The organism is Streptomyces sp. NPDC091416, assembly GCF_044756845.1.
In the GTDB taxonomy this organism is placed as follows: Bacteria; Actinomycetota; Actinomycetes; order Streptomycetales; family Streptomycetaceae; genus Streptomyces.
Window position 1 is genome coordinate 233,756 of sequence record NZ_JBIVTU010000001.1, and the last position, 26,344, is coordinate 260,099.

A 26,344-nucleotide genomic window follows, 5' to 3' on the forward strand; every position below is an offset into this window, starting at 1 on the left:
GTACCCGGAGCAAAGCGGAACCAAGCTTGTTTCCCGCCATTTCCTGCCCCGAAACCCGACTTTCGATGTGACTTGCACGACGAAGACCGGCCCGGCCTGCAAGGAACGGCCGGGGAGGCGTAGCCTTGATTTCCGCTGTCCATCACCTTGTGAAGCGGAAGAGGGCGGTTGCCGCCGTGTCGTCTCAGTCCCCCAGTAACTCGAGCATCTCCACCGACCAAGCCAGCCCGGGTACGAACCCGGCTGCCGCTTTTGGCCCCAATGAGTGGCTCGTCGACGAGATCTACCAGCAGTACCTCCAGGATCCCAATTCGGTCGATCGCGCCTGGTGGGACTTCTTCGCCGACTACAAGCCGGGTACGTCCGGCACGGCGGACAAGCCCGTTCCCGGCGCCGCAGCCGCGGGGGCTGCGGTGCCCGCGGCCCCGGCCGTCACCGCACCGGCCGCCAACAACACTCCGGCAGCGCCGGCCGCACCCGCGGCCAAGGCTCCGGCCGCGCCCGCTGCCCCGGCGCCCGCTCCGGCCGCACCCGCCGCCCCGGCGGCTCCGGTGAAGGCCGCACCGGCGAAGGCCGCCCCGGCTCCGGCCGCGAAGGCTCCCGCCGCCCCGGCCGCCGAGGCACCTGCCGGCCCGGAGTACGTGACGCTGCGCGGCCCCTCCGCCGCTGTCGCGAAGAACATGAACGCCTCGCTGGAGCTGCCGACGGCCACGTCCGTCCGCGCCGTCCCGGTGAAGCTGCTCTTCGACAACCGCATCGTCATCAACAACCACCTCAAGCGCGCCCGCGGCGGGAAGATCTCCTTCACGCACCTCATCGGGTACGCGATGGTGCAGGCCCTCAAGGCCATGCCGGCGATGAACTACTCCTTCGCCACCAAGGACGGCAAGCCGACCCTGGTGAAGCCGGAGCACGTCAACCTCGGCCTCGCCATCGACCTGGTGAAGCCGAACGGCGACCGCCAGCTGGTCGTCGCGGCCATCAAGAAGGCCGAGACGCTCAACTTCTTCGAGTTCTGGCAGGCCTACGAGGACATCGTCCGCCGGGCCCGCAACGGCAAGCTCGGCATGGACGACTTCACCGGAGTCACCGCCTCGCTGACCAACCCCGGCGGCATCGGCACCGTTCACTCGGTGCCCCGCCTGATGCCCGGACAGGGCCTCATCATGGGCGTCGGCGCGATGGACTACCCGGCGGAGTTCCAGGGCACGTCGCAGGACACCCTGAACAAGCTGGGCATCTCGAAGGTCATGACGCTGACCTCGACGTACGACCACCGGGTCATCCAGGGCGCCGCCTCCGGCGAGTTCCTGCGGATCCTCTCCCAGCTGCTGCTCGGCGAGAACGAGTTCTACGACGAGATCTTCAAGGCGCTGCGCATCCCCTACGAGCCGGTCCGCTGGCTCAAGGACATCGACGCCTCGCACGACGACGACGTCACCAAGGCCGCACGGGTCTTCGAGCTGATCCACTCCTACCGGGTCCGCGGCCACGTCATGGCCGACACCGACCCGCTGGAGTACCACCAGCGCAAGCACCCCGACCTGGACATCACCGAGCACGGCCTCACCCTGTGGGACCTGGAGCGGGACTTCGCGGTCGGCGGTTTCGCCGGCAAGACGATGATGAAGCTCCGCGACATCCTCGGTGTGCTGCGTGAGTCGTACTGCCGCACCACCGGCATCGAGTTCATGCACATCCAGGACCCGAAGCAGCGCAAGTGGCTCCAGGACCGGGTGGAGCGTCCGCGCCCCAAGCCCGAGCGCGAGGAGCAGCTGCGCATCCTGCGCCGGCTGAACGCCGCGGAGGCGTTCGAGACCTTCCTGCAGACGAAGTACGTCGGCCAGAAGCGGTTCTCGCTGGAGGGCGGCGAGTCCGTCATCCCGCTGCTCGACGCGGTCATCGACTCCGCCGCCGAGGCCCGCCTCGACGAGGTCGTCATCGGCATGGCCCACCGCGGCCGGCTGAACGTGCTGGCGAACATCGTCGGCAAGTCGTACGCGCAGATCTTCCGGGAGTTCGAGGGCAACCTCGACCCGAAGTCGATGCACGGCTCCGGCGACGTCAAGTACCACCTGGGCGCCGAAGGCACCTTCACCGGTCTGGACGGCGAGCAGATCAAGGTCTCGCTGGCCGCCAACCCCTCGCACCTGGAGGCGGTCGACCCGGTCCTGGAGGGCATCGCCCGCGCCAAGCAGGACATCATCAACAAGGGCGGCACGGACTTCACCGTCCTGCCCGTCGCGCTCCACGGCGACGCGGCCTTCGCGGGCCAGGGCGTCGTCGCCGAGACGCTCAACATGTCGCAGCTGCGCGGCTACCGCACCGGCGGCACCGTGCACGTGGTGATCAACAACCAGGTCGGCTTCACGGCCGCCCCGGAGTCCTCGCGCTCCTCGATGTACGCCACCGACGTGGCGCGCATGATCGAGGCGCCGATCATCCACGTCAACGGTGACGACCCCGAGGCCGTCGTCCGGGTCGCCCGACTGGCCTTCGAGTTCCGTCAGGCGTTCAACAAGGACGTCGTGATCGACCTCATCTGCTACCGCCGCCGCGGTCACAACGAGGGCGACAACCCGCAGTTCACCAACCCGCAGATGTACACCCTGATCGACAAGAAGCGCTCGGTGCGCAAGCTGTACACCGAGTCCCTCATCGGTCGTGGCGACATCACGCTGGAAGAGGCGGAGCAGGCGCTCCAGGACTTCCAGGGTCAGCTGGAGAAGGTGTTCGCGGAGGTCCGCGAGGCCACCTCGCACCCGGCGCAGCCGCATGTCTCGGACCCCCAGGCAGAGTTCCCGGTGGCCGTGACCACCGCGATCTCCCAGGAGGTCGTGAAGCGGATCGCCGAGTCGCAGGTCAACATCCCGGACCACATCACCGTCCACCCGCGCCTGATGCCGCAGATGCAGCGTCGTGCGGCCTCGGTGGAGGACGGCACGATCGACTGGGGCATGGGCGAGACCCTGGCCATCGGTTCACTGCTGATGGAGGGCACCCCGGTCCGGCTCGCCGGCCAGGACACCCGCCGCGGCACGTTCGGCCAGCGCCACGCGGTGCTCGTCGACCAGGTGACCGGCGAGGACTACACCCCGCTGCTCTACCTCACCGACGAGCAGGCCCGCTACAACGTCTACGACTCGCTGCTCAGCGAGTACGCGGCGATGGGCTTCGAGTACGGCTACTCGCTGGCCCGCCCGGAGTCGCTGGTCGTCTGGGAGGCCCAGTTCGGTGACTTCGTCAACGGCGCGCAGACCGTCGTGGACGAGTTCATCTCCTCGGCCGAGCAGAAGTGGGGCCAGACCTCCGGCGTCACGCTGCTGCTGCCGCACGGCTACGAGGGCCAGGGCCCGGACCACTCGTCCGCCCGCCCGGAGCGCTTCCTCCAGATGTGCGCGCAGGACAACATGACGGTCGCGATGCCGACCCTGCCGTCGAACTACTTCCACCTTCTGCGGTGGCAGGTGCACAACCCGCACCACAAGCCGCTGATCGTCTTCACCCCGAAGTCGATGCTCCGCCTCAAGGCGGCGGCGTCGAAGGCGGAGGAGTTCACCACCGGCGGCTTCCGCCCGGTGATCGGCGACGACTCGGTCGACCCGAGTGCGGTCCGCAAGGTCGTCTTCTGCGCCGGCAAGGTCTACTACGACCTGGACGCCGAGCGCCAGAAGCGCGGCGACACGGAGACCGCGATCATCCGTCTGGAGCGCCTGTACCCGCTGCCGGGTGCGGAGCTCCAGGCCGAGATCGCCAAGTACCCGAACGCGGCGAAGTACCTGTGGGCCCAGGAGGAACCGGCCAACCAGGGCGCGTGGCCGTTCATCGCCCTGAACCTGATCGACCACCTGGACCTGGCCGTCGGCGCCGACGTCCCGCACGGTGAGCGCCTGCGCCGCATCTCGCGGCCGCGCGGCTCGTCCCCCGCGGTCGGCTCGGCCAAGCGCCACCAGGCCGAGCAGGCACAGCTGGTCGCGGAGGTCTTCGAGGCCTGACCGGCACGTTCTTGAACCGGGGGCCCGGCTCCGCGAGATGATCGCGGGGGCGGGCCTTCGGCCTGTGCCGTCCTCAGATGGTCTGTGGCTCGAAGTCCCAGTAGGGCCGGGCACGGGACCGTGCCGACACGGTGTGGACGTGGTGCGCGCCCAGCGTCTTCGCCAGGTCGTCCAGCGCCTCCGACTCGATCTTGTCCGCACGCCGCAGGTCGCGCAGGCTGCGCAGGTCCGCCGCGTGTGCGATGCGGGCGGAGAGCGTCAGCGGGTGGGTCCGGCCGAGCGCCTCGATGGCCCGGGTGACGACGGCGTTCATCAAGGTGGCGGCCGATTCCGGGTCGCCCACGAGATTCCGCAGGGCCGAGGCGTTGATCGCGCAGCCCAGGGTCCAGGGATGGTTCTCGCCCACGGCCCGGCCCATATCGGTCAGCGCTCCCTCCAGCAGATGGTGCGCCTGGTCCCGCTCGCCCATGTTGCGGAGGATCAGGGCATGGTTGGCACGCGTGCCCGCGACATAAGGGTGCTCCTCACCCAGCATGCCGACATATCCACTCACGGTCCTCTCGCTTGTCGCCCGGGCCTGGTCGATATCTCCGTGCTCCCGGGCGAAGAAGCTCTGGCTGGCCGCGAACATCATGGTCAGGGGATCCGCTTCGCCCAGGACCCGCTCGCCCCGTTCCAGCACCCGGGTGAACAGCTCCGCCGCCTCGCTCCGCCTGCCCGAGCGGTACAGGCACAGGGCCAGGTTGTGCTGGGCCCGCAGGGTCTGCGGATTGTCCTGGCCCATCACGATGCTGTGCACCCGGACGCTCTGGGTCTGGAGTGATTCGGCCTCGTCGTACCGGCCGAGCAGACGCAGGTCGGTGGCGTAGTTGATCTCCGAGTAGAGCGTCCAGCTGTGACGGTGGCGGAGCAGTTGCCGACGCGCCTCCAGGGTGCGCCTGTTGAGCTCCAGGGCCTCTTCGTACCGGCCCAGCAGCCGCGTCGAGATGGCCAGGTTGTTCTGCGCGTTCAGCGTGCGCGAGTCCTGCTCCCCCAGCAGCTCCCGGTAGGCGCCCAGGATCCACTCGGACATCTCGTGGGCCTCTTCGTACCGCCCAAGACCCCGCAGATCGGCCGCCAGACCGCCCGCCGCACGCAGGTACTCCAGATCCTGCGCGCCCCGCTCGGCCCGCAGATGGTCGACGGCGGCCCGCTCGATGGCCTCCGTTCCGGCGTAGTCACCGACCGCCCGCAGCAGGTTCGCGTAGTGGTAGCTGAGGTCCCACACCCGTGGATGGTTCTCGCCCAGCAGCTCCCGCCAGGCGTCCATGGCACGCGCGCCCAGCTTCATCCCGGCGCCGTACTCGCCCGAGAGGTACATGTAGCGGAGGCAGTTGAGTACCAGACTGTGCATTGCCGGATCCGTACTACCCAGAGCGTCGGCGAACTTCAAGTGTGGCGTGATCTCCGCGTACGCGGGCCACGACCGGGTGTCCGAGGGACGGCCGGGGTCGGCCGCCGCCAGGGCGCGGCGTACGACGTCGGCGGACTCCCGCTGCTCCCCGTCCGGCACACCCTTGCGGACGATCTGATGGACCATGCGGTGCAGATAGATCGACTCGCCCGAGGACGCGTCGCCGGTGATCACATCCTGGGACTCCAGGCGGACCACGGAGTACTGGCGCAGCTGACCGATCGCCTTGTTCCACAGCAACGGGTCGTTCATCAGACCCGTGAGGCGAGCGGGCAGTTCATCCGGCGGGATCGCCTTCAGCAGCCGTACGGGGACGGAGCCGGGCGCGAAGAAGCTGCACAGGCGCAGCAGGTCGACGGACTCGGGGACCGTGTCGCGGAGTTTGTTCAGCAGTATCGACCAGGCGGTCTGGAAGGCCAGCGGGAAGTCCCCCGAGACGCTGACGACGTCCTGGTCGATGCCGCCCGCGAGGAGGTCGATGTACTCCTCGACGGACATGTCGGAGTCGTTGAGCCATCCCGCGGTCTGGTCGAGCAGCAGCGGCAGGTCCTCCAGCACCTCGGCGAGCCGGTCCGCCTCGGTGTGGGTGAGGCGCGGGGCGCGGCGGCGGATGAAGGCGACCGACTCCTCGCGCTCGTAGACCGGTACCTCGACGAGGTTGCTGTTGTGCTCGCTCCACTCCGGATTGCGGGAGGTGATCAGGACATGCCCCGGCCCGGTCGGCACGAGGTCCCAGATCTGGTCGGGTTCGTCCGCGCCGTCCAGGATCAGCAGCCAGCGGGAGTGCGGGTCGCCGCGGCGCAACGCGTCGCGGACCGCGCGGAGGCGTTCGCCGTACTCGACGCCGGTGGACAGGCCCAGTTCCGGGGCGAGTTCGGCGAGCTTCTGCCGGTAGAGCGCACGCCGGTCCGCGGGCACCCACCACACCACGTCGTACTCGGAACCGAACCGGTACACGTACTCGGCGGCCAACTGCGTCTTACCGATACCGGACATGCCGTGGAGCGCCACCACGCCCGCCCCGGTCCCGGCGTTGTGCAGCGTCTCGTACACCACCGGCAGCAGTCCCTCACGGCCGGTGAAGCGGATGTTGCGCCGCGGGACCCCGCCCCACACCTCGGGCACGTCGCCCGGGAAACGGGGCACGGTCCGAGCGGCGCCGTCGGGCGGCGAGTCGGCGGGCAGCCCCAAGCGCGCCACAAGTCTTCGTTCCGCCTCGTCCGCACCGATACCGGTGAGGTCCGCCGCATCGAGCACCGAGGTGGCGCCCGGCAGCGCGGAGGTCGTGAGCGAGACCGCGGCGAAGCGCCCGGGATCGGGCGCCACGACCTCGCGCAGGGCCCGGTTCCACTCCTCGTGGCTGCGCGGTCCCAGCTGCACGTACCAGTCGCTGAGCAGGACCAGGACCCGGCCCGGGGAGAGCGTGAGGTCCCCGAGTGCCTCCTCCAGCGGCTGTTCGACCGGAGGGGCCCAGCGCTGGTGGTGCACGGTCACCCCGCGCCGCTCCAGCCGGTCCGCGATCCATGCCGCCCAGGCCCGGTTGAACCCGGCGAAACTGAGGGTCACGCTCGTATCGAAGCGGGCGGGTGCTTCGGGGCGGGGGACGGGCGTTCCCGGAATTCTGTGACCGGGATCGGGTCTGCCGGCGGGCCCTTCCGACTCCCGTATGACACAGGGGAGTTCAGCCTTGCGTACCGACGCACCCCACTGGTTGAAGATGGTCAGCCGCAGGACGGCGTCGCCGGTGGCGGATCCCGCGGTGACGAGGAACGTGGCCGGTCCGTACGTGCCACCGAAGCGGTGCAGCACGAGTCCCGGGTCGTCGAGCACCTCGCAGACGAAGTAGGGAAACCCTTCCAGGGAGACGCTGAAGGCCTGCTCCTCCTCGTCGTACGGCCATGCTTCGGGGTCCGGCTCGCCCCAGCTGTCGAGCGGGCCGTGCAGGTCGACGCTGACGCACTGGACGAGGCCGGGTTCGACCTCGGGCAGCCAGCCCACGACGGGTTCGATCAGCAGGGGTCGTTCGTCCCGGGTCACGACGCGTCGGCCTCCGCCCTGACCACATGCTTGGGAGCGCGCCCGTTCAGACGCACCGTACTGAGCGGGTGCCCGTAGTACTGGAACATCAGGCTGTACAGCACACGCAGGACGTTTCCCTGCCGCTCCGCGTCGAACATGCCGTCGTCCCGCACCATCATCGGGACGTCGCTGCCGCCTGCGGCGAACGTCGCGTGGACGTCGGCCCGAAACGTGCGCAGCGCACGGGCCACCGGCCGGTCCGGATCCTCGGTCACGGTGTCGACGATCCGGCGGATCATGATCCTGGCCTCGGTGTCGCCGACCTCTCCGGCCGAGACGATGCAGCCGCCCGCACCCTTCTCCAGGAAGACCTGGGTGAAGCCCCGAAGCCCCTCCAGGCCGTCCCCGTCGTAGTCGACGAGGCGCCCGGAGTGACAGGCGTTGAGGCAGACCAGCGCTTCTTCCTCCCGCAGAACCCGCATGTCGAGTCTCTGGTAGTCCGCCCACGTCGCGTCGGCGAGGGTGAGTTTGCCGAGGTTCTCGTGGTCGAAAGTGCCGTGGCAGCCCATGTAGACCAGACCGGTCGGCTTCGCGGGAACGTCGTCGAGGCTGCGGAGGAAGGTCTCGATGCCGAAATACGGCCGGTGCTCGTACTCCTGGAAGAACTCCTGGTCCCCACCCATGTCGCGGTGGAAGAAGCCGACGACCGCGCCGCTCGGCGCGGTCGGCCTGATCGGGAAGCGGGCCAGCCAGCGTGCCAGGTCGACGAGCGCGCCCAGCGGCCCGCCGGGAAGCTCGTCCTCCGGTGCCGCGGGCAGGATGAGTGCCTCCCACGGCAGGTCGAAGCCGGTCTCGTCGAGGATGACGATCTGCAGTGCGTCGCCGTGGGCCCGCCTGCACCGGTTGATCCATTCCGTCAGAAGATGCTGGTACCCCGACCAGCGCTCGATGGACTTGAACAGTTCGGACGGCGCTGTGCCGCCCCGGCGGGCATGACCGAGGCTGATGTCGAAGGGGCGGAGAAAACCCGCACCCGTGGTGTACGGGAACGTGTCCACGCCGCGGCACCAGGCCTTGACCCCGAAGGCGTCCCGCCGTCCGTTGCTGTCGCGTTGGACGAGGATGGTGGCATGCGCCGCGTCGGGTGCCCGCCCGGCGTGCACGGGGGCGGCCCCCAGGCGCCGTGGTGCTGCCGTACGCACCCCTTCCGGCAACCGGGCCCGCTGCCCGGGCAATGCCTGAGCGGCCGATGCGACCAGGCCCCGGAGCAGACGCAGGCGGTCCTCAACCATGCCGGGCCGCCCGCCGCTCGTCGTCCGCCCACGGCTCCCGCTCCCCCTGTACCGCGACGACTCCGCAACCGAGAGCCTCGGCCAGCGCGGCCGGGAGCCGGGTGTACGGGTGCCGGCCCGGGTCGACGACCACGCAGTGCAGCCGGCTCCGGTCCATTGCGCGGATCCGTGCGGCCACGGCCAGCGCGTCGTCGACGCCCGCCCGTCGCACCGGAACCCGGTCCTGCCTGCCCGCACGGCTCATGGCCAGCGGAACGTTGCCCCGGCCGTCGGTGACCGCGACCAGGAGCGCCTCGACGAGCCCGGCGCGATGGTGGCGGAAGGTGCGCCGCAGCGCGTGCGCGGCCCGGTCGAGCCCGTGCGCGAGGGGCGTGGCCCTGCCCGGCGGGCGGGCCAGCGCGGCCGCGATACGGGGGTCGCGAGTGGAACGGGCCGTGAACCCGCCGGCCCGCAGCTCGTTCGCCTCTCCCGCGCCGCCGACCTCGACGACATGGACCGCGGCCCGGGTGACATAGGCCCAGTGCAGGAACGGTTCGAGCGTCGCGGACCAGTCCTGGTCCCCGCGGCAGGTGTGGTCGAGCAGGAGGGTGAGCATCCTGACCGGTTCGGGCGCCCGGACGTAGCCGCGCAGGTCCTGCGGAAGAATCACCAGCGGGCCGCTGCCGCCCCGGCGCGCCCGGTGCTTGGCGGCCTCCATCGCGGTGCGGACCATGGCCAGGTCCCACAGGTCACGGGCGCGCCGCACCCCGACGACAGGTCCCCGGGAAGCCCGGGCGCCCACCGCCCGGCGGGTGGGGATGCGCAGGGTGGCCCCGCCGGGTCCCGGGCCCGTGATGTCCTCCGGGTACGGGGCAGCCGGGGCCGGCCGCTCCCCGGCCACCGGGGTCTGTCCCAGCGGGACCGCTGACTCGGGGTCGTGTACGGGGATACCCGGCTCCGTGCCCCGCTCCGTCCCAGTCCGGGGCTCGGGCCGGTACAGGTCGCGCCCCGGATCGGGGCGCTCGGGTGCGTCCTGCACCGGGGCCTCGTCGGGCGGGGCTGCCACAGAGGAGAGGGAGCGCAGACTGATCAGCCGGGCGGCCCGGCCGACGTGGCCGGCGGTGACCTGGAGCGGGCTTCCGAGCGGCACACCGTCGGCCGCGGCAGACCCGGCACCGTCCAGGCGGGCCAGGGCGCGGGCGATCCGGGCCAGCGCGAGCGCACGGCGCTGTCCGCCGCTCTCCTGGTCCGCCAGATACTCAAGCACCGCCGGGGCGAGCTCATCGGTGAGCACGGTACGGGGACGCGGGGCTGACGGGTCGAGGGCAGCGGCCCAGTCGGCCGGGAGGGCGCCGAGAGGGTCGGAGCCCGGCTCCGGCCGCAGATCCGGGACGGCCAGGCGGAGAGGGAAGCGGTCCAGCAGGTGGGGGGAGAGGAGTTCGGCGTCCTCGGACCGGCAGCAGGCCAGCCAGCGGGCACGAGGCCGCCAGCGGTGCCGGATGCCGGAGTGTTCGAGGGTGGCGGTGTCCGCGCCGAGCAGTTGGACGGCCGCCCGCATGCCCGGGACGCTCAGCCGGGCCAGATCGGGCACGACGACGAGTTGCGGAGCGTCATCCGTCTCGACCAGCGGTCCGGGCCCGAAGCTGAACTCGATGCCTTGGCCGCTACGGCGCACTCGGGGACGTATCCACAGCTCCTCGTCGACCGTTGCCGCGTCGAGAACCGTCTGTGGCACGGTGAGGCCCTGATCCTGCCCGGCGGCCCGACCCAGCACCTGGGCGAAAACCCTGGCGACGGCGGAGAAATGCTCGGGCGGAAGGTCGAAGAGCAGAACGCCCGTGAGGGACGGTTCGAGGGCGGAGCAGACGAGTGCGGCCAGCAGCCGTCGGGAGACGTCTTCCGGCTCACCCGGGTCTCCCGGTTCCTGGGGCGGCTTCGGCCCGGTGGACATCCGCTGCCTAGCCGAACAGCTCGTCGAGCGCGGTCTCCTCGTCCTGCCCCCAGCTCAGCTCCGACCCGTGGACGGAGTCGGGCCTGCGGTGGCGCAGGGCGAGCGGCAGGACCCGGCGTACGTGCCGGGGTTCCACCTGCGGCGCCTCCTCCTTGGCTGCGAGCGCCCGTGCGGCCTTGGCCACCAGCAGGTCGCCGCGCTGTCCGACAGCCCTCGTACGGACGGCGGCTTCGGCGCAGAGCTCGCCGATGCCCGCGTCCAGCCGAACGGACTTCAGCCGGTCGCGGGCTGCCAGCAGGCCGTTGCGCAGCTGCCGGTTCTCCTCCTCGGCGGTCCGCAGCCAGGCGGATCCGGGAATGTCCCGCTCCTCCTCGAACGTGAGCACGGTGGTGATCATCCGCTGGCGTTCCTCGATGTCCAGCTCGGCCGCGGTCACCATCAGCCCGAACCGGTCGAGCAGCTGGGCCCGCAGGCTGCCCTCCTCGGGATTCATCGTGCCGACGAGTCCGAAGGAGACATGGGTCTGTGTGTCGATGCCCTCACGCTGGACGGAGAGGACGCCGGTGGAGACCACGTCGAGGATGATGTTGACGATGTGGTCGTCGAGGAGGTTGACCTCGTCGACGTACAACAGGCCCTTCTCGTGGGCCTCTTCGAGCAGTCCCGGCTGCCGCTTCACCTCGCCGCGCATCAGCGCGTCCAGTTCCCAGCCGCCGAGGACCCGGTCGTCGGTGGCGTTGATCGGCAGGGTGACGGGCAGCTTGCCGCCGGTCATCAGAGCGAAGGCGCGCACGACGGTGGACTTGGCCGTGCCACGCTGCCCCGCGATGAGGACACCGCCGATGCCGGGAGCGATGAAGTTCAGTTCCAGAGCGAGCTTCAGCTCGCCCTGCCCGACGACACGGCTGTACGGGAGAATGGGAGCAGGCGTCCCCCCGGCCGCCCCGCTCACGACGGGGCCACCACCGCGGTCGCCTGCTCCTCGCGCCCCGGCTGCCAGCGGAAGGTGACCTGGATCTGCGCCTCCGCACCGGCCTTCACCACGGCGGCCATACCCGCCTCGAAGGTGATGCCGACCTGGAGTTCGACCTCGTCGGGCCGCAGCCCGTCGCCGAGGTCGCCCAGCCTGCGCATGGCCTGGGAGGCGCAGCGCCGGGCGAGGTCGAGGCCGTCCCCGTACAGATCGCCGGCCGCCCCCAGCGCGCGCCGGGCGGCACCGGCGCCGTCCCGGGTGTCCACGCTCCCGTACAACGAGTCGGCATCAGTGACGGGCGCCTGGGCCGCGGTGTACGCCTCGGCGTCCACCACGACCGGTATCGGACCGTCCTCGCCGGGTGCCACTGAACCCACCACTACCGCCATGCGCTCCCCCTGGATTGCTCAATTGCCCTGCCACACAAGGTTACTGACGGCATATCAATATCTCTGCGGATCAGATGATCTGAGGCTCGAAATCCCAGTAGGGCCGGACGCGGGACCGCGCCGAAACGGTGTGGACGTGTTGCGCGCCCAAGGTCTTCCCCAGGTCGTCCAGCGCCTCCGACTCGACCTTGTCCGCATGCCGCAGGTCGCGGAGACCTCGCAGGTCCGCCGCGTGCGCGATGCGCGCGGAGAGCGTCAGCGGGTGGGTCCGGCCGAGCGCCTCGATGGCCCGGGTGCTGATCGCGTCCGTCAGCGCGGCGGCGGACTCCGGGTCGCCCACGAGATTCCGCAGCGCCGAGGCGTTGATCGCACATCCCAGGGTCCAGGGGTGGTTCTCACCCACGGCCCGGCCCATCTCGGTGAGCACTTCCTCGAGGAGGTGGTGCGCCTGGTCGCGCTCACCGACGTTGCGCAGGATCAGGGCGTGGTTCGCCCGGGTGCCTGCGACATACGGATGCTCCTCGCCGAGCATGTCGACATATCCACTCACGACCTTCTCGCTTATGGCCCGGGCCTGGTCGATGTCGGCGTGCTCCCGGGCGAAGAAGCTCTGACTGGCCGCGAACATCATGGTCAGCGGGTCGGTCTCGCCCAGGACCCGCTCGCCCCGTTCCAGCACCCGGGTGAACAGCTCCGCCGCCTCGCTCCGCTTGCCGGTCCGGTACCGGCAGAGGGCGAGGTTGTGCTCGGCCCGCAGGGTCTGCGGGTTGTCCTGGCCCATCACGATGCTGTGTACCCGGGCGCTCTGGGTCTGGAGTGATTCGGCCTCGTCGTACCGGCCGAGCAGACGCAGGTCGGTGGCGTAGTTGATCTCCGAGTAGAGCGTCCAGCTGTGACGGTGGCGGAGCAGTTGCCGACGCGCGTCCAGGGTGCGCCGGTTGAGTTCCAGCGCCTCCTTGTACCGGCCCAGCAGACGCAGCGACATGGCCAGGTTGTTCTGCGCGTTCAGCGTGCGCGAGTCCTGCTCCCCCAGCAGCTCCCGGTAGGCGCCCAGGATCCACTCGGACATCTCGTGGGCCTCTTCGTACCGCCCAAGCCCCCGCAGATCGGCCGCCAGACCGCCCGCCGCGCGCAGATGCTCCAGGTCCTGCGCGCCCCGCTCGGCCCGCAGATGGTCGACAGCGGCCCGCTCGATGGCCTCCGTTCCGGCGTAGTCACCGACCGCCCGCAACAGGTTCGCGTAGTGGTAGCTGAGGTCCCACACCCGCGGGTGGTTCTCGCCCAGCAGCTCCCGCCAGGCGTCCATGGCACGCGCGCCCAGCTTGATCCCGGCCCGGTACTCGCCCGAGAGGTACATGTAGCGGAGGCAGTTGAGCACCAGGCTCTGCACCGCGGGATCGGTGCTGCGCAGGACGTCGGCCCACTTCAGGTGCGGGGTGATCTCGGCGTACGTGGGCCACGACCGGGTGTCCGTGGGGCGGCCGGGGTCGGCCGCCGCCAGGGCGCGGCGTACGACGTCGATGAACTCCCGGCGGTCCTGGTCGGGCATGTCCTTGCGGACGATCTGGTGGACCATGCGGTGCAGGTAGATCGACTCGCCCGAGGACGCGTCGTCGATGATCGAGTCGTGGGACTCCAGGCGGACCACGGAGTACTGGCGCAGCTGGCCGATCGCCTTGTTCCACAGCAACGGGTCGTTCATCAGGCCCGAGAGCTGTTCGGGCAGCTCCCCGGACGGCATTTCCTTCAGCAGCCGTACGGGGATGGATCCGGGCGCGAAGAAGCTGCACAGGCGCAGCAGGTCGACGGACTCGGGGACGGTGTCGCGGAGTTTGTTCAGCAGTATCGACCAGGCGGTCTGGAAGGCGAGCGGGAAGTCGGCGGAGACCTTGACGACGTCCTGGTCGATGCCGCCTGCGAGGAGGTCGATGTACTCCTCGACGGACATGTCGGAGTCGTTGAGCCATCCCGCGGTCTGGTCGAGCAGCAGTGGGAGGTCCTCCAGCGCCTCGGCGAGCCGGTCCGCCTCGGTGTGGGTGAGGCGGGGGGCGCGGCGGCGGATGAAGGCGACCGATTCCTCGCGCTCGTAGACCGGTACCTCGACGAGGTTGCTGTTGTGCTCGCTCCACTCCGGGTTGCGTGAGGTGATCAGGACGTGTCCGGGGCCGGTCGGGACGAGGTCCCAGATCTGGTCGGGTTCGTCCGCGCCGTCCAGGATCAGCAGCCAGTGGCCGTGCGGGTCGCCGCGGCGCAGCGCGTCGCGGACCGCGCGGAGGCGTTCGCCGTACTCGGCGCCGGTGGACAGGCCGAGTTCCGGGGCGAGTTCGGCGAGCTTCTGCCGGTAGAGCGCACGCCGGTCCGCGGGCACCCACCACACCACGTCGTACTCGGAACCGAACCGGTACACGTACTCGGCGGCCAACTGTGTCTTGCCGACTCCGGACATGCCGTGGAGCGCCACCACGCCCGCGCCGGTCCCGGCGTCCTGGAGTGCCTGGTAGGCCTTGCTGAGCAGGTCCTCGCGGCCGGTGAAGCGGGTGTTGCGCCGCGGGACCCCGCCCCACACCTCGGGGGTGTCGAACGGGAAGCGGGGCCCGGTCCGGGTCTCGTTGTCCTCGGGCAGCGCGTTCGTGGGCAGGCCCAGGCGGACGAGCAGACGGCGTTCGGCCTCGACCGCGCCGACGTTGGTCAGGTCGGCGGCGCCGAACACGGAGGTGGCGCCGGGCAGGGCCGAGGTCGTGATGGAGACCGCGGCGAACCGGTCGGGGTCGGGGGCGACGACCTCGCGCAGGGCCCGGTTCCACTCCTCGTGGCTGCGCGGGCCGAGCTGGAAGTACCAGTCGCTGAGCAGGACCAGGACCCGGCCGCGGGAGAGCGTCAGATCCTGCAGCGCGTCCTCCAGCGGAACCTCCACCTGGGGGTCCCAGCGCTGCTGGACGACCGTCACTCCACGCCGCTCCAGGCGGTCCGCGATCCACGCCGCCCAGGCCCGGTTGAACCCGGCGAAACTGAGGGTGACGGTCTGCGCCCCGATTGCTCCAACTTGCTTACGCGTACCGGGCATTCAACCGTCTCCCTGACATCGTTGCGAGCCTTTTCACGATACACCGGGGCGTACTCGCTCCGGCCGGAATCACCTGGCTGCTCAGGTCCTGGGCGATCCGTTCCTCTGCTGCCATATCACCCTCGTGGTGTTCACGTACGCGTCCGCGCGCGCCAGGTGACCCGTGGGTGGCGGCGAATCCTCCAGACGGTGGTAGAGCGTGATCATCTCGTTGACGAGCACGCGCCCCTCGGTGGTCAGCAGGGCCGATCCGGCCAGAACGGGCAGTACGGCCCCGACCTGTTGGCGGCAGCGGGCATGTTCGGCCCAGGCCAGGTCGCGGTGGGTGACGCGTCGGGCGCCGAGCGCGAACCGCTGCCAGTAGTCGGCGAGCGCGAGGTGCGAGTAGGCGCCCTGGAGGAGTCCGTCGAAGGGCCTGGGGTCGGCGCGCCACGGGGCGAAGTGGCGGGGCGTGGCGTCCTCGTGGTGCAGCGGGACGAGGGCGCCGAGCGCGGCGAGTTTGGTGTGCTGGAGCTCGTGGACGAGCGTCGAGGCGAAGTAGGCGGGGGTGGCGGGCTTGCTGCTGAGGACCGCGCCGAAGGCCTCGCGCCGGGTGCCGCTGCAGTGGGCCGCGGCCTCCCCGGTGGGCCCCGAGCCGGGCGGCGGGCCGAGCGGGACGAGGCAGCGCAGCAGCACCGCCGCTTCGGTGAGCCGGTGCTCGCCGCCGAGCCGTAGCAGCGGTTCGACTCCGGCCCAGGACGCGATCCAGGCCTTGCGTTCCTGGTCGTCGACATGGGTGGCCGCGCTCAGTCCGTGCCGTTCGAGGCCTGTTCCACGGGTGCGGTACGGATCGACGTCGTCCAGGGGCACGGGGCCGGTGCCGGGCAGCACGGGGTGCAGCATGAGCACCGGGAGCCAGCGGGGGTCGGCGGAGGTCAGGGTGGCGTCCGGCTGGGTCCGTACCGTCAGGGGTGGTCCGCCGGCCGGCCGGACGGTCATCTCGCCGTACTCGAAGGCGATGTCGGCCGGTCCGTCCTCGGCGCGCACCGCCCCGAGGGTGGGCAGGGCGAGCTGTCCGCCGTGGGCCGTGAGCCGGGCGGTGACGGGCATCCCGGCGCGGATCGCGGCCGCTGCGGCGAGGGCGGTCAGGTGGGCCAGGCCGGTGAGGAGGCCAGGGCCCGCCGCGGTCTGCCGGGTGAGACCGGCCAGGAGGCCCTCCGCCCAGGGGCCCGTCATGGGGTGGAACAGCACGGCGCGCACGGCGGCCCGGTCGGTGCGCTCGGCGGCTTCGAGCAGCGCCCAGTCCGTGTGCAGCCGGTCGAGGAGTGGAGGTGGGCACACGGTCGCGGGCGCCGCGGCCGCCGCGTCGAGCAGGGCCCGGAGAAGGACGAGACGGCGGGTGTCCTGGTCGCGTACGAGCAGGCCGAGCGTGTCGGCGGTGCCTTCGGTGCGGCCGAGTTCGCGCAGGGCGCGGTCGGGGACGGCGGAGCTCATGGGGGGTCTCCTGCGGTTGCGTCGGCGAGCCGGTCCGCCACGTGGCGGACCAGCCGGTCGAGGTCGGCGCAGTAGACGGACGGATTGACGAAGCCGTTCTCTGCGCGGTACCGGTGGGCGTAGTGACCGCCGCCGCAGACGTTCAGCAGCGGGCAGGCGCGGCAGACGGCGGCGAGGGCGCCGGCTCCTGCCTGGCGGGCGGCGACGCCCGGGTGGCGCAGGGCGTCGTCGAAGGTGTGGCGGAAGACGTCGAGTCCGGTGGCGGCGGCGGTGTCGTAGGCGGACTTGAGGGAGTCGACCTGTTCGATCGATCCGTCCGTCTCGACCACGACCGCGTTGACCGGGTCGAGGCCGAGTGACTCGGTGGCGGCGGGCAGCCCGAGGAGCAGGGCGACGCACTCCTCGAAGAGCCTGATCCGGGTCTCCCGCCGGGCGGCCGGCCACCAGCGGTCGAAGACGGCGCACAGCCAGTCGCCGTACGGGGTGGCGCGGCCCGGTCGCGGGCCGGTGGGCGGACCGGCCCGGTCCGCCAGGCCCGGTGGCGGACTGGTCCAGTTGCCGTGCGGCAGCAGGAGGTCCAGGGCCGGGGGGCGCAGGGCGAGCAGTGACTCGTACATCTCCACTGGGTCGGTGCGCGGGTCGACGACGGTGAGGATGCCCGCGTACGCCTCCGGGTGGCGGTCGGCGAGCAGCCGGGCGCCGCGCGAGGCGGCGGGCCAGGAGGGGCGGCCCGCGTGGTCGGTGCGCAGGGTGTTGTGTGCGGCCAGGCCGCCGTCCAGGCTGATGCCGATGCGGATGCCGTGCCGGGCGAGCGTGGTGGCGCCGGCGTCGGTGAGCAGGGTGGCGTTGGTCTGCACGGTGGCGTGGACGGTGCAGTGGGCGGGCACCCGTGCACGCAACCGGCCGGCGAGTGCGGCGAGCCGTTCGGGGCCGGCGAGGAGGGGTTCGCCGCCGTGCAGGACGAGGGCGACATGACGGAGCCGGTGGGTGGCCGCGTGTTCGGCGATGCGGTCCGCGGTGCGGTCGAGGACCTCGGGCGAGGCGGCGGCGGGGCGGGTCCGCCAGGTCGTGTCGGGGCCCTCGTAGAGATAGCAGTAGCGGCACGCGAGGTTGCAGCGGCCGTGCACCTTCACGATGAACTGCCCGAAGGGCACGGGGGCGGCCTCCGGGGAGGGCGGGGCCGGTTGCGGGCGTGCCGCCTCCTGCGCGCGCCGCGGCGTCGTTGGTCGGGCCACTCGGGCACCCCCGTGCTGTGCGTCTGCCGGGACGGATCCCGGATCCGGCTGCCCGGGCCGCAGGGCCCCCGCGTCGCCCGGCGGGGGCCCGCCGGTCCCGGGCGGTGAGGTCGTGGTCGTCGGCACCCCGGACCGCGTGGCTGCGGGGCCCTGCGCCGGGGACCGGGTGGCTGCGGGACTCCCCGCCGCGGCCGTCGGCGGCCCGGACCGCGTGGCTGCGGGGCGGGGCCCCGCCTCAGAAGGCGTTGTTGAATCCCCAGAGCATTTCCCGCGGCTGCTCGACGCGGCCGCGCAGATCCGCGACCACCTCGGACAGCACGGGGTGGTCCAGCGTCCGCAGGGACTCCAGATCCAGGCCCAGCAGATCCGGCAGCTCCCCGGCCACGCCGCTCGCCCCCGCCTCGTCCTTACGTGTCGACTCGCTCATCACGCCTCCCCGTAGTGCAGCACCGGAACCGCCGCGCCCGCGCTCGCCGTTGAGCGCACACCGCCGGTCCCGCGTCCCTGACCCGCCTCGGGCCCTTCGTGTGGATCACACCGGGCGTCACCGGTCACGCAACGCCCTGTGCTCGCCGTTGAGCACTCAGCGCTCCAGCTCGGCCAGCCGCGCGGCGGTCGACTCCCCCGCCGCGCCGCCGCCGTCCGGCAGTTTCCGCCACTCCTGACGGGCCGCCCGGTACGCGTCCCGCGCGGCCCGGGGGCGCCCGGCACTCTCATAGGTCTTACCCCGCCAGTGGTTGGCTGTAGCACCCAACTCCACAGCCTCTTGCAGCTGTTGTGGACTCATCTGCTCCGCTTCTGCCTCCGCGGCGGACTCGGCGGCCGACCGGAAGGCCTCTGCCGCGTCATCGCGGCGGGCCGGCCGGTCCAGTACGTCGGCGGCCTCCAGGCAGGCCCGGCCCAGCTCCAGCCAGCAGCGGGCCGCGGTCAGCGGGGCCGCCGCCTCCTGCGCCGCCAGCCTGAGCAGATGCTCCGCCTCCCGCAGGTCGACCCGGTCCGCGCCCGCCCGGTGCCTCAGCATCAGGGCCCGGCCGAGCATGAGCAGCCGCTCGGACTGGTGCGCGCCGCCCGCGGGCGTCTCGGACCGGCAGTCACGCAGTACCCGCACGGCCGCGCCGACGTACCCGCCGCCGTCCGGCAGTTCGGCGCGGCGCAGCAGCGTGGCCCCCCACTCGGCGAGCAGGTCGGTGTGGGCCCGCGAGTCGCGCGGGGTGCCGCGGGCGGCGCGGGCGAACCAGTCGGCGGCGGCGACGAGTTCGGCCGGGTCACCGGTGTGTTCGTAGCGGGCCGCCCGGACCCGCCCGGCCCGGGTCTGCAACTGGGCGCGCTGCCGCTGCTCGCGTACGGTCTCCAGGGCCTGGCCGGTCAGCGCCGCGGCTTCGTCCGGTTCCTCGCCCGAGGCGAGCACGGCGTCCACGAGATCCAGCACGATGCGGTTCTCGGTGCCCATGGTGTGTCCGCCGCCCTGGGTGAACGCCGTGCGCAGGGAGCGGGCGGACTGGCGTGCGTACTCCCGGGACTGTTCCGCATCCTCGGTGGCACCGGCCAGTTTCAGCAGCGTTCTGCCGTGCTGCAGCGGCAGCGAGGCCGGGCGGTTCTCCTGGTCGGGCCAGGAATCGGCGAAGGCCTCCAGCATCCCGCAGGCGCTCTGGAGCAGGGCGCTGTCGCCGTCGAGCCGCCACTGCGCCTCCAGCGCCCGCACCCGCTCCAGGGTGAGCCGCAGGGCGTCGGCGGGCTCCAGCCCGGGGGCCGCGCAGGCGAGGATGTACTCGCGCTCGGCGCGCCGCAGAAGGTCCAGGGCGCCGCGCCGGTCCCCCCGCCGCCGCGCGTCGTCGGCCGCCGCGTGCAGTACCTGGGCCAGCACCGCGCGTTCGCGTACGGCGCCGGGCTGGGCCACGGCCCGTTCGGCGGCGCTCCTGGCCTCGCCGAGGAGATCGTCACCGCCCCGCACCTCCCAGAGCCTCAGCGCACACCGGGCGTGCGCGGCCGAGAGCTCCGGATCCGCGGCGGCCTGCGGGCTGTTCCCGGCGGCTCCTCTCAGCAGTTGCACGGCGTCGATCAGGCGCTGCACCATCTTGTCCGCCTCGAACTGCCGCACGAGCTCGCGGGCCTGTTCCACGGCGGGGCTCGTACCGGCTTCCGGGAGGCCCGTCCCGTCGGCGGGCTCCCGGGTCACGAACCCGGGGGGTACGGGCATGAAGCGCTCCAGCACGCGGGCCGCGACCTCGGCGAAGGCGTGCGGGACACCCAGGCCGTCGCCCGGCTCGTCCTCCTCGCCCCCGATCCCGTCCGGCTCGTCGCCGCCGTTCTCCTCGCCCGCCGCGGTGTCCGGGGCCCCGTCACCGGGCCGGGTCCGGGTCATGGCGCCGGTCCGTGCGCCGTGCAGCGTGCCGTCCCCGAGCTGGGCGAAGGCGAGCGCGGGGAAATTGGGGCCGCTCTTGCCGAACCGCTGCTCGATGTACTGCGAACAGTGCTTCAGCACGAGGAGGGCCTCGTCACGCCCGAGCGGTCCGAGGAGTGCGTCCTGGACGCCGGGCTCGAACGCGTACCACTGCCCGCGGCCGCCACCACCGTCGGCGCGGCTGAGCAGTCCGCTGAGCAGCACCTCGGCCAGTTCGGAAGGTCCCGAGTGGGGCAGCATCGTGCGCTGCACGAGCTGCATCACCGGGAGGTAGAGGGGGGCGGCCGCCAGATGGACGGCCAGTTGCCCGGCGGCCGGTGAGGCCACCGAGCGGAAGCGGCTGACGAGCTGGAGCGAGGAGAGCGGTCCGCCGGACCGCTGGGCCGCTGCCGCCGGCTGGTCGGCCCGCACCCAGCCGACCGCCCCGTCGATCCGGGCCGCACCGGTGCCGGAGAGCAGCCGGGCCCAGGCCCCGAGCGCGTCCGCCGTCGGCGGGAGGACCGGGACGGCCAGCGCTCCGGGGTGGACGGCGGGGCCCGTCCCGGCGTCCTCCGTGACCTTCAGCTGCGCCGCTCCGGCCGGGCCGTCGCCCCGCGAGAGGGCGCCGAAGGTGACGGGCAGCCTGGTCCGGCTCCACATGCGCTGCGGCAGGGGCTGCAGGACCGCGACCGGGGACTGGCCTGCCAGTTGGTGCAGCAGCCGGTGGGCGCGCCCGCTGTGCCAGAGCGGTCCGGCGCAGTCGCTGATCACGACGGTGACCCGGCGCCCGGTCGGATCGCTGAGCCGGTCCGCGGAGTGCAGCGGTCCCGCCGCCGGGTCGGAGCTGCGGCTGACCGCGCATCCGCCGTCGGGCCCCTGGTGCAGATAGCGCACCTGGACATCACGGAAGGCGCCCAACTGGGCGAATATGCGCTGGAGCTCATGGAACATCCGGTCCCACACCAGCATGGAGGAGGAGGCGTCCATGACGCACTGGAGGATGGCGTCGCCCCGGCGGATGCCACGGAACACCGGCATGATCATGCCGCCCGCCCGGGCGCTGCGTTCAGCGGTCGCCGTCTCGTCCAGGGCGCGCCGCAGCGGCGCGGAGGCGGGATGGTAGCGCTGCAACGGCCGCAGCGCGCGGGTCAGTTCGAGAGGTGCGGGGAGCACGGGGGCGGCGGGCACGCCGAAGGTGAGCGCGGTGTCGGGGGCGCCCGCCCGGGGCTGCCGGCCGGATCCGCGGTCGTCGCCGTGGGGCGCGTCCGCCCGGCCCGGGAGGGGGTACAGGGAGATCTTGCCGTCGCCGCTCGGCCCGCGCGGCTTCTCGGGCGGGGCCTCCTCGCCCGCGTCCGGAACGTCTCTCCCCGGCGTGGCCCCCGTTCCGGTGCGGGCGGGAGGCGCGGGCTCATCGGTGAGCGGCTCCGGCGAGAACGCCTCCGGCTCCCCGGGCCCGTCCCGGTCCGTTGCGGGCTCGTCGGCACTGCGGGTCCACCGGGCCAGCCAGAGCGCGTCGCACAGCTGCTCCACGTCGGGGTCGAGCCCGGCTCCGCGCAGGCGGGCGACCAGTGTCGCCAACTGCCCCTCACCGGGCGCCGGTCCGTCCGGGCCCGCGCCGTCGGCACCGGATGCCGCACGGCTCACGCCCGCACCGGGCGCCGGGCCCTCCGGCTCGGGCGCCCTGTCCGGCCCCCGGCCCTCTGGGGCCCCGGGCGTCCCGTCCGCCGCACGCATCAGCGCGTCACCTCGGCCGGTCGAGTCGCTGGATGAGCAGGTCGGCGAGCCGGTCGCGGCCGGTCGGGGCCGCCGTCTGGGTGAGGTAGATCGCGTTCAGCAACTGGTCGGTGGCCAGGAGTTCGCTGCGCGAGCGCTCCAGGAAGAGCGTGATGAGGTCCTCGCTGGACCGGGCGGCCTCCTCGCCGAGGTGGGCCTTGACGAACGCGGCCAGGCGCTTGTGGTCGGGGCGGCCCAGCTCCAGGTGAATGCAGCGGCGCATCAGCGGGGCGGGGAAGTCCCGTTCCCCGTTGCTGGTCAGCACCACGAACGGGAAGGCCCGGCACTGCACCCGGCCGCCCTTGATCCGCACCTTGTTGCCGTCGTGGTCGAGGACGTCCGCCTCGCCGTCGGGCAGCCGGTCCGCGATCCGTTCCAGTTCGGGGATGGCGAACTCGCCCTCCTCCAGGACGTTGAGCAGATCGTTCGGCAGGTCGATGTCGCTCTTGTCGAGCTCGTCGATGAGCAGCACCCGCGGCCGGTCCGAGGGCAGCAGCGCGGTACCCAGCGGGCCCAGACGGATATAACTGCCCACGCTCTGGGCCGAGTCCGCCCCGGCCCCGCCGCCGGCGGAGGCGTGCGAGGCGATCTGCACGTCCTGCAGCCGGGCGATGGCATCGTAGTGGTAGAGGCCGTCGAGCAGCGTGGTGCGGCTGACGACGGGCCAGCGCAGCACCTTGCCGAACTCCAGCTCCCGCGCGACGGAGTGGGCCAGGGTGCTCTTGCCGGCGCCCGGGTCACCGGTGACCAGCAGCGGACGCCTCAGGTACAGCGCGGCGTTGATCATTTCGAGTTCCTCGGCCCCGGGCCGGTGCTCATCGGCGATGCGCCCGGGAATCCCGAGGCGGCGGTCGGCCGACTCGGCCCCGTCCGCTCCGCCGGACGCACCGGCGAAATCGCGCCAGGGCGGAGGCGGGGGCAGCTGCGCCACCTCGTCGTGCGGTTCGCCGATGCCTCGGTAGATGAGCCACTCGCTGGGTTCACTCATAGCGTGTTCCTCGTTGTCACTCGCCTGCGGGCGGCCACCGTCGAACCTGCCTTACCGTATCGATCCGGAGTAACCCCCGTAAGGGGCATGGCTCTTGGGCCCCGGGCACGAGGTGTTGAACTTCGCTTCACGGCGCCTCCAGGAACGCGTCCGAATCCGGCAGTGCACGGTTCGGATCTTCGTAGTACAGGGCGACTCCGTCGGACCAGAACATGTCCGTACGTCCCGCCCCCACTCCTCTTCTCAGCTCATGGATCTTCCACGGCAGCCGGTCCCGGGTGCGGGCGTCCGCGACGGCCTCGGTCACGCGTCGGTGGAATTCCCTGCAGACCGTGTCGGCCTCGGCGGCCCTTCGCTGCAGCAGGACGGCCCCGAAGCCGGTGTCGATCAGCCGCACCACCGCGGCGGTGGTGTCGGAGTCCGGCCGGCTGCCGTAGCGGCAGAGGACCGGCACGGTGTCGTGTGCCAGGGCCCGCAGCCGCGTCACATCCGGTACACGTACCCGCAGATCGTCCTCGCAGTCGACCGCTTCGGCGTGGATCCCCGGCACCGGCCCGGTGTCCCAGCGCACGCGGCGCTCCTCCGCAGGCCCCTGGTACGCGCTGCGCAGGACCACCGGGCGCACGGCTCCGAGCGGCAGCCCGTTCGACGGGAGCACCCAGTCGTCGACCGGAAGTCCGAGGAGCGCGGGCGCCACGACGACCTGGAGCATCGCCGGGCTGCCCGGCTCGTCGCACCGCCGGAAGGCCTCGGCGAGCGCGGCTGCGAGCCGGTCGGGAACGGTGCCGAGCGGGGCGCCGCGGCTGTCCTCGTCGATGGGCTCCGCCCCCGAGGCCTGCCGGTCGACGGCGACCCGCCAGTCGTACTGGTCGCGGGCCCAGCCCTGAAGGTCCACGTTCAGCACGACTCCGTCGCGGTCCCCGTACAGGACGGGTTCGCTCACGGACGGGCGCACGGCCTGCTGACGGCTCTGTTCCAGGCGCAGCCGGATGGCCGCCCACTCCATGTCGAGCTGCCCGCGCAGGTCCCGGGACAGCTCGACGTCGGCGATCCGCTTCACCCACCCCCACAGCGCCTTGGCGTTCGTGACGGAGAGCTGTCCGCAGGGCCGGTCCACCGTGAGGACACCCATGCAGTAGCGCACGATCAGTTCGAACCGGGCCTGCCGGTCGCGGGCACGGGTGTCGTACAGCACTCCCAGCCCGTCCCGCCAGCCGCGCGGGGCCGGCCGGTGGTCGCGGGAGTACACGCCGGGCAGACGGTCGAGGAGGGTGAGCAGACTGCGGGTGCTGGCCGGTGGCGGGAGTTCGGCGAGCCGCCCGAGCAGATCCGCGCGCAGCCGGGGGCCGAGGATGCCGGCCGGGGTCCCCGGCAGTTCGCTCTGCACGTCGGTCCAGGTCCGCTCGGTGCCGACCGCGACGTTGTGCCGGTCCGCGTGGTAGCGGTCGTGGGCGTGGAAGACGGACTGGTAGGTGTCGTCGGTCTCGGTCTCGATGGGCGTGGACGGCACCTCCAGGGTGCGCAGGCGCTCGATGCCGACGGCCGTTCCGCCCTGCTGCCGGTCCAGCCGCGACTTGACCACCCCGACCACCTCGCCCCGGGCGAAGTCGATCACGGGCCCGCCGGACATGCCCGGCTCCAGCCAGCCCTCGTCGAGGAGGACGACCTGCTCCACGTCGTCGGCGGCACCGTAGGAACCGTTCACCCGATAGGTGCCGTTGCGCAGCTTCAGGCCGCCGCCGGGCGAGTTGACCCATCCCACGCAGCGGATGTCACCGCCGCGGAGCAGGGCCCCGGAGCGCTCGGCGACGTACACGCAGGCGTGCTCGACGGGCCGGCGGAGCTGGATGAGCGCCAGGTCGGGGGCGGGCCAGGCGGCGGTATCCGGCGGCCGGGTGCCGGGCATCGCGACGACGACCTTGCCGGGGACCTCGGCGAGTTCGCCGGTGTAGCGGTCCGCCTTGAACACCACGTTCACCATGCCCCCCTCCCCCCGCATGGCCACGTGGGCGCACGTCAGGATCCAGCTCGGAGCGATGAAGAACCCGCTCCCCAGGAACTCTCCCCCCGGGGCCTGACCGCCCGGTCCGTCAGGGGCATACCCGGACGCCGGTCGATGGATGCGTACGGTCGCGTCCTCCACGAGGCCCAGAAGAGCAGCGTCCGACTGTCCCCGGCCGCCCTCTGCGCCCCCGTCGGGGTCCGAGGTCATGCCCCGCCGCCGTCGGTGTCGTCCGCGCCGTCGGGGTGTGCCGGTGCGCCGGGGGCTGCCCCGGCGTGCGGAAGGCCCGTGGGTGCGCCGGCGGGCGGCGCCGGGGGCACGGGCGCCGGGGGCGCGAACGGGACGGGCGGCACCGCGGGGGCGGGGGCAGGGGCAGGAGCGGGCGCCTGGGCCGGTACGGGCACGGGTTCCGGCGGGGGCGGATCGACCGGTGGCCCGCCCCCGTTCCAGGTCAGCGTGACCTTGATCGCGCCCTTGGCCTCACCGTCCGCGAGCAGTCCGACGACCTTGCCGGACTTGGCGGTGAGCTCGATCCCGAACTCGACGCTGACCTCGTCCGGCCGCACCGCGCGCAGCGGCACGGCGAGCGAGCGCGCGACGCTGGTCACCACGGAGTGCAGGCTCTCCACCCGCGCCTGCACCTGGCCGGTGAGGTTCCCGAATCCGGTGTCCGTGAACGTCAGCCCACCGGGCTCCGGACGGTCCAGTTCCTCTGCTCCGGAGATCCGCGCCCAGACCGGTGTGCCGTCCGGCATCTCGATGCGCGTAATACGGGTCCCGCTGTCGTCCATGAAGCCCCCCGTTCCCCAACTACCCGCAGGTTAACGGCCGTAGGCGGCCGATGCGAGGTACTTGGACCATGACGCGTGTGCGTGGCGGCCCGGTTCTCGGCCGGTCCGCGCGGCCGCCGGCGGCCCGCATCCCGGGATGCGGCCTCTGCCGCTGCCGGCGGTCACCGCGCAGCGGTGAGGGGCCCGCCGCTCGATGGAGCGGCGGGCCCGGTGGTGCACCCCCGGCTCCACCAGATGAGGCCGGTGACGACGGCCCCTCCGGCTGCGGACGCCAGGCCGTGGACCAGTCCATGGCCTGCGGTGAGCGCGAGGGAGCGCAGATCACGGTGGCGCCTCACAGGGACGTCACCACTGCCGGACGCCCCTGCGGGCAAGGCCCCGAGCGACGCCTTGCGCCGTAAGGGGAGGGTCGACGTGCCTTCCGGATCGTCCGTAGGCTCGGATGTGCAACCCATGGTTCTCTCCTTTGATCGGTGGAGCTACTGGGCAAGGCACGCGGCCTCCTGTTCGCAGCAGGGGGCCGCAGCCGTTTTCGTACGCCTCCTCTCGACTTCGCCCGTCCGCCATGAAGCGGCCGGGGCGCAACC

The 26,344-nt window shown here is 72.2% G+C and carries 14 protein-coding genes; 1 reads left to right on the forward strand and 13 read right to left on the reverse strand.

What is annotated here, in order from left to right:
* Positions 1-176: 176 nt before the first annotated feature.
* The gene (locus ACIQMX_RS00815; protein ID WP_402474193.1) at positions 177-3,995 is read left to right on the forward strand and encodes a multifunctional oxoglutarate decarboxylase/oxoglutarate dehydrogenase thiamine pyrophosphate-binding subunit/dihydrolipoyllysine-residue succinyltransferase subunit; all 3,819 of its coding nucleotides are present in this window, start codon (positions 177-179) and stop codon (positions 3,993-3,995) included.
* Positions 3,996-4,068: 73 nt separating this feature from the next.
* Here the strand turns inward: ACIQMX_RS00815 and fxsT (ACIQMX_RS00820) are convergent, their stop codons facing one another.
* From fxsT (ACIQMX_RS00820) to ACIQMX_RS00880, 13 genes are all read right to left on the reverse strand, one after another.
* The gene (gene fxsT / locus ACIQMX_RS00820; RefSeq protein ID WP_402475554.1) at positions 4,069-7,068 is read right to left on the reverse strand and encodes an FxSxx-COOH system tetratricopeptide repeat protein; all 3,000 of its coding nucleotides are present in this window, start codon (positions 7,066-7,068) and stop codon (positions 4,069-4,071) included.
* A 413-nt stretch (positions 7,069-7,481) separates the two neighbouring features.
* A complete protein-coding gene (locus ACIQMX_RS00825) occupies positions 7,482-8,759 on the reverse strand; it encodes a CHAT domain-containing protein (RefSeq protein WP_363066187.1) in 1,278 nt (425 codons plus the stop codon).
* Positions 8,752-10,689, reverse strand: coding sequence for a hypothetical protein (locus ACIQMX_RS00830; RefSeq protein ID WP_402474195.1), 1,938 nt, complete (start codon positions 10,687-10,689; stop codon positions 8,752-8,754). The genes ACIQMX_RS00825 and ACIQMX_RS00830 overlap by 8 nt, the downstream gene beginning before the upstream one ends.
* Positions 10,690-10,696: 7 nt before the next feature.
* Entirely contained in the window at positions 10,697-11,641 is a 945-nt protein-coding gene (locus tag ACIQMX_RS00835; RefSeq protein WP_402474197.1) for an AAA family ATPase, read from the reverse strand.
* A complete protein-coding gene (locus ACIQMX_RS00840) occupies positions 11,638-12,051 on the reverse strand; it encodes a CU044_2847 family protein (protein ID WP_402474199.1) in 414 nt (137 codons plus the stop codon). Before ACIQMX_RS00840 ends, ACIQMX_RS00835 begins: the two co-directional genes overlap by 4 nt.
* Before the next feature lie 70 nt (positions 12,052-12,121).
* Positions 12,122-15,115 carry an FxSxx-COOH system tetratricopeptide repeat protein gene (gene fxsT, locus ACIQMX_RS00845; protein WP_402474201.1) on the reverse strand — a complete coding sequence of 998 codons (2,994 nt, stop codon included), beginning with the start codon at positions 15,113-15,115 and terminating at the stop codon, positions 12,122-12,124.
* 81 nt (positions 15,116-15,196) lie between these two features.
* Positions 15,197-16,588, reverse strand: coding sequence for an aKG-HExxH-type peptide beta-hydroxylase (locus tag ACIQMX_RS00850; RefSeq protein WP_402474203.1), 1,392 nt, complete (start codon positions 16,586-16,588; stop codon positions 15,197-15,199).
* Complete coding sequence (locus ACIQMX_RS00855) at positions 16,585-17,742, reverse strand: FxsB family cyclophane-forming radical SAM/SPASM peptide maturase (protein ID WP_402474205.1); 1,158 nt, start codon at positions 17,740-17,742, stop codon at positions 16,585-16,587. The genes ACIQMX_RS00850 and ACIQMX_RS00855 overlap by 4 nt, the downstream gene beginning before the upstream one ends.
* Before the next feature lie 316 nt (positions 17,743-18,058).
* Positions 18,059-18,250, reverse strand: coding sequence for an FxSxx-COOH cyclophane-containing RiPP peptide (gene fxsA, locus ACIQMX_RS00860; RefSeq protein WP_363066201.1), 192 nt, complete (start codon positions 18,248-18,250; stop codon positions 18,059-18,061).
* 156 nt (positions 18,251-18,406) lie between these two features.
* A complete protein-coding gene (locus tag ACIQMX_RS00865) occupies positions 18,407-21,937 on the reverse strand; it encodes an SAV_2336 N-terminal domain-related protein (RefSeq protein ID WP_402474208.1) in 3,531 nt (1,176 codons plus the stop codon).
* 7 nt (positions 21,938-21,944) lie between these two features.
* On the reverse strand, positions 21,945-22,964 hold the full coding sequence (locus ACIQMX_RS00870) for a MoxR family ATPase (protein WP_363066203.1): 1,020 nt from the start codon (positions 22,962-22,964) through the stop codon (positions 21,945-21,947).
* A 127-nt stretch (positions 22,965-23,091) separates the two neighbouring features.
* On the reverse strand, positions 23,092-25,176 hold the full coding sequence (locus ACIQMX_RS00875) for a trypsin-like peptidase domain-containing protein (protein WP_402474212.1): 2,085 nt from the start codon (positions 25,174-25,176) through the stop codon (positions 23,092-23,094).
* Positions 25,173-25,757 (reverse strand): CU044_2847 family protein, encoded by a 585-nt coding sequence (locus ACIQMX_RS00880; RefSeq protein ID WP_402474214.1) that lies wholly within the window; start codon positions 25,755-25,757, stop codon positions 25,173-25,175. Before ACIQMX_RS00880 ends, ACIQMX_RS00875 begins: the two co-directional genes overlap by 4 nt.
* Positions 25,758-26,344 lie beyond the last annotated feature (587 nt).

What these genes read in the sequence shown, in the direction of transcription:
- fxsA (WP_363066201.1), bottom strand. Translation starts at nt 18,250, where the DNA reads ATGAGCGAGTCGACACGTAAGGACGAGGCGGGGGCGAGCGGCGTGGCC.
- ACIQMX_RS00830 (WP_402474195.1), bottom strand. Translation starts at nt 10,689, where the DNA reads ATGTCCACCGGGCCGAAGCCGCCCCAGGAACCGGGAGACCCGGGTGAG.
- ACIQMX_RS00825 (WP_363066187.1), bottom strand. Translation starts at nt 8,759, where the DNA reads ATGGTTGAGGACCGCCTGCGTCTGCTCCGGGGCCTGGTCGCATCGGCC.
- ACIQMX_RS00865 (WP_402474208.1), bottom strand. Translation starts at nt 21,937, where the DNA reads ATGCGTGCGGCGGACGGGACGCCCGGGGCCCCAGAGGGCCGGGGGCCG.
- ACIQMX_RS00875 (WP_402474212.1), bottom strand. Translation starts at nt 25,176, where the DNA reads ATGACCTCGGACCCCGACGGGGGCGCAGAGGGCGGCCGGGGACAGTCG.
- fxsT (WP_402474201.1), bottom strand. Translation starts at nt 15,115, where the DNA reads ATGCCCGGTACGCGTAAGCAAGTTGGAGCAATCGGGGCGCAGACCGTC.
- ACIQMX_RS00870 (WP_363066203.1), bottom strand. Translation starts at nt 22,964, where the DNA reads ATGAGTGAACCCAGCGAGTGGCTCATCTACCGAGGCATCGGCGAACCG.
- ACIQMX_RS00880 (WP_402474214.1), bottom strand. Translation starts at nt 25,757, where the DNA reads ATGGACGACAGCGGGACCCGTATTACGCGCATCGAGATGCCGGACGGC.
- ACIQMX_RS00850 (WP_402474203.1), bottom strand. Translation starts at nt 16,588, where the DNA reads ATGAGCTCCGCCGTCCCCGACCGCGCCCTGCGCGAACTCGGCCGCACC.
- ACIQMX_RS00840 (WP_402474199.1), bottom strand. Translation starts at nt 12,051, where the DNA reads ATGGCGGTAGTGGTGGGTTCAGTGGCACCCGGCGAGGACGGTCCGATA.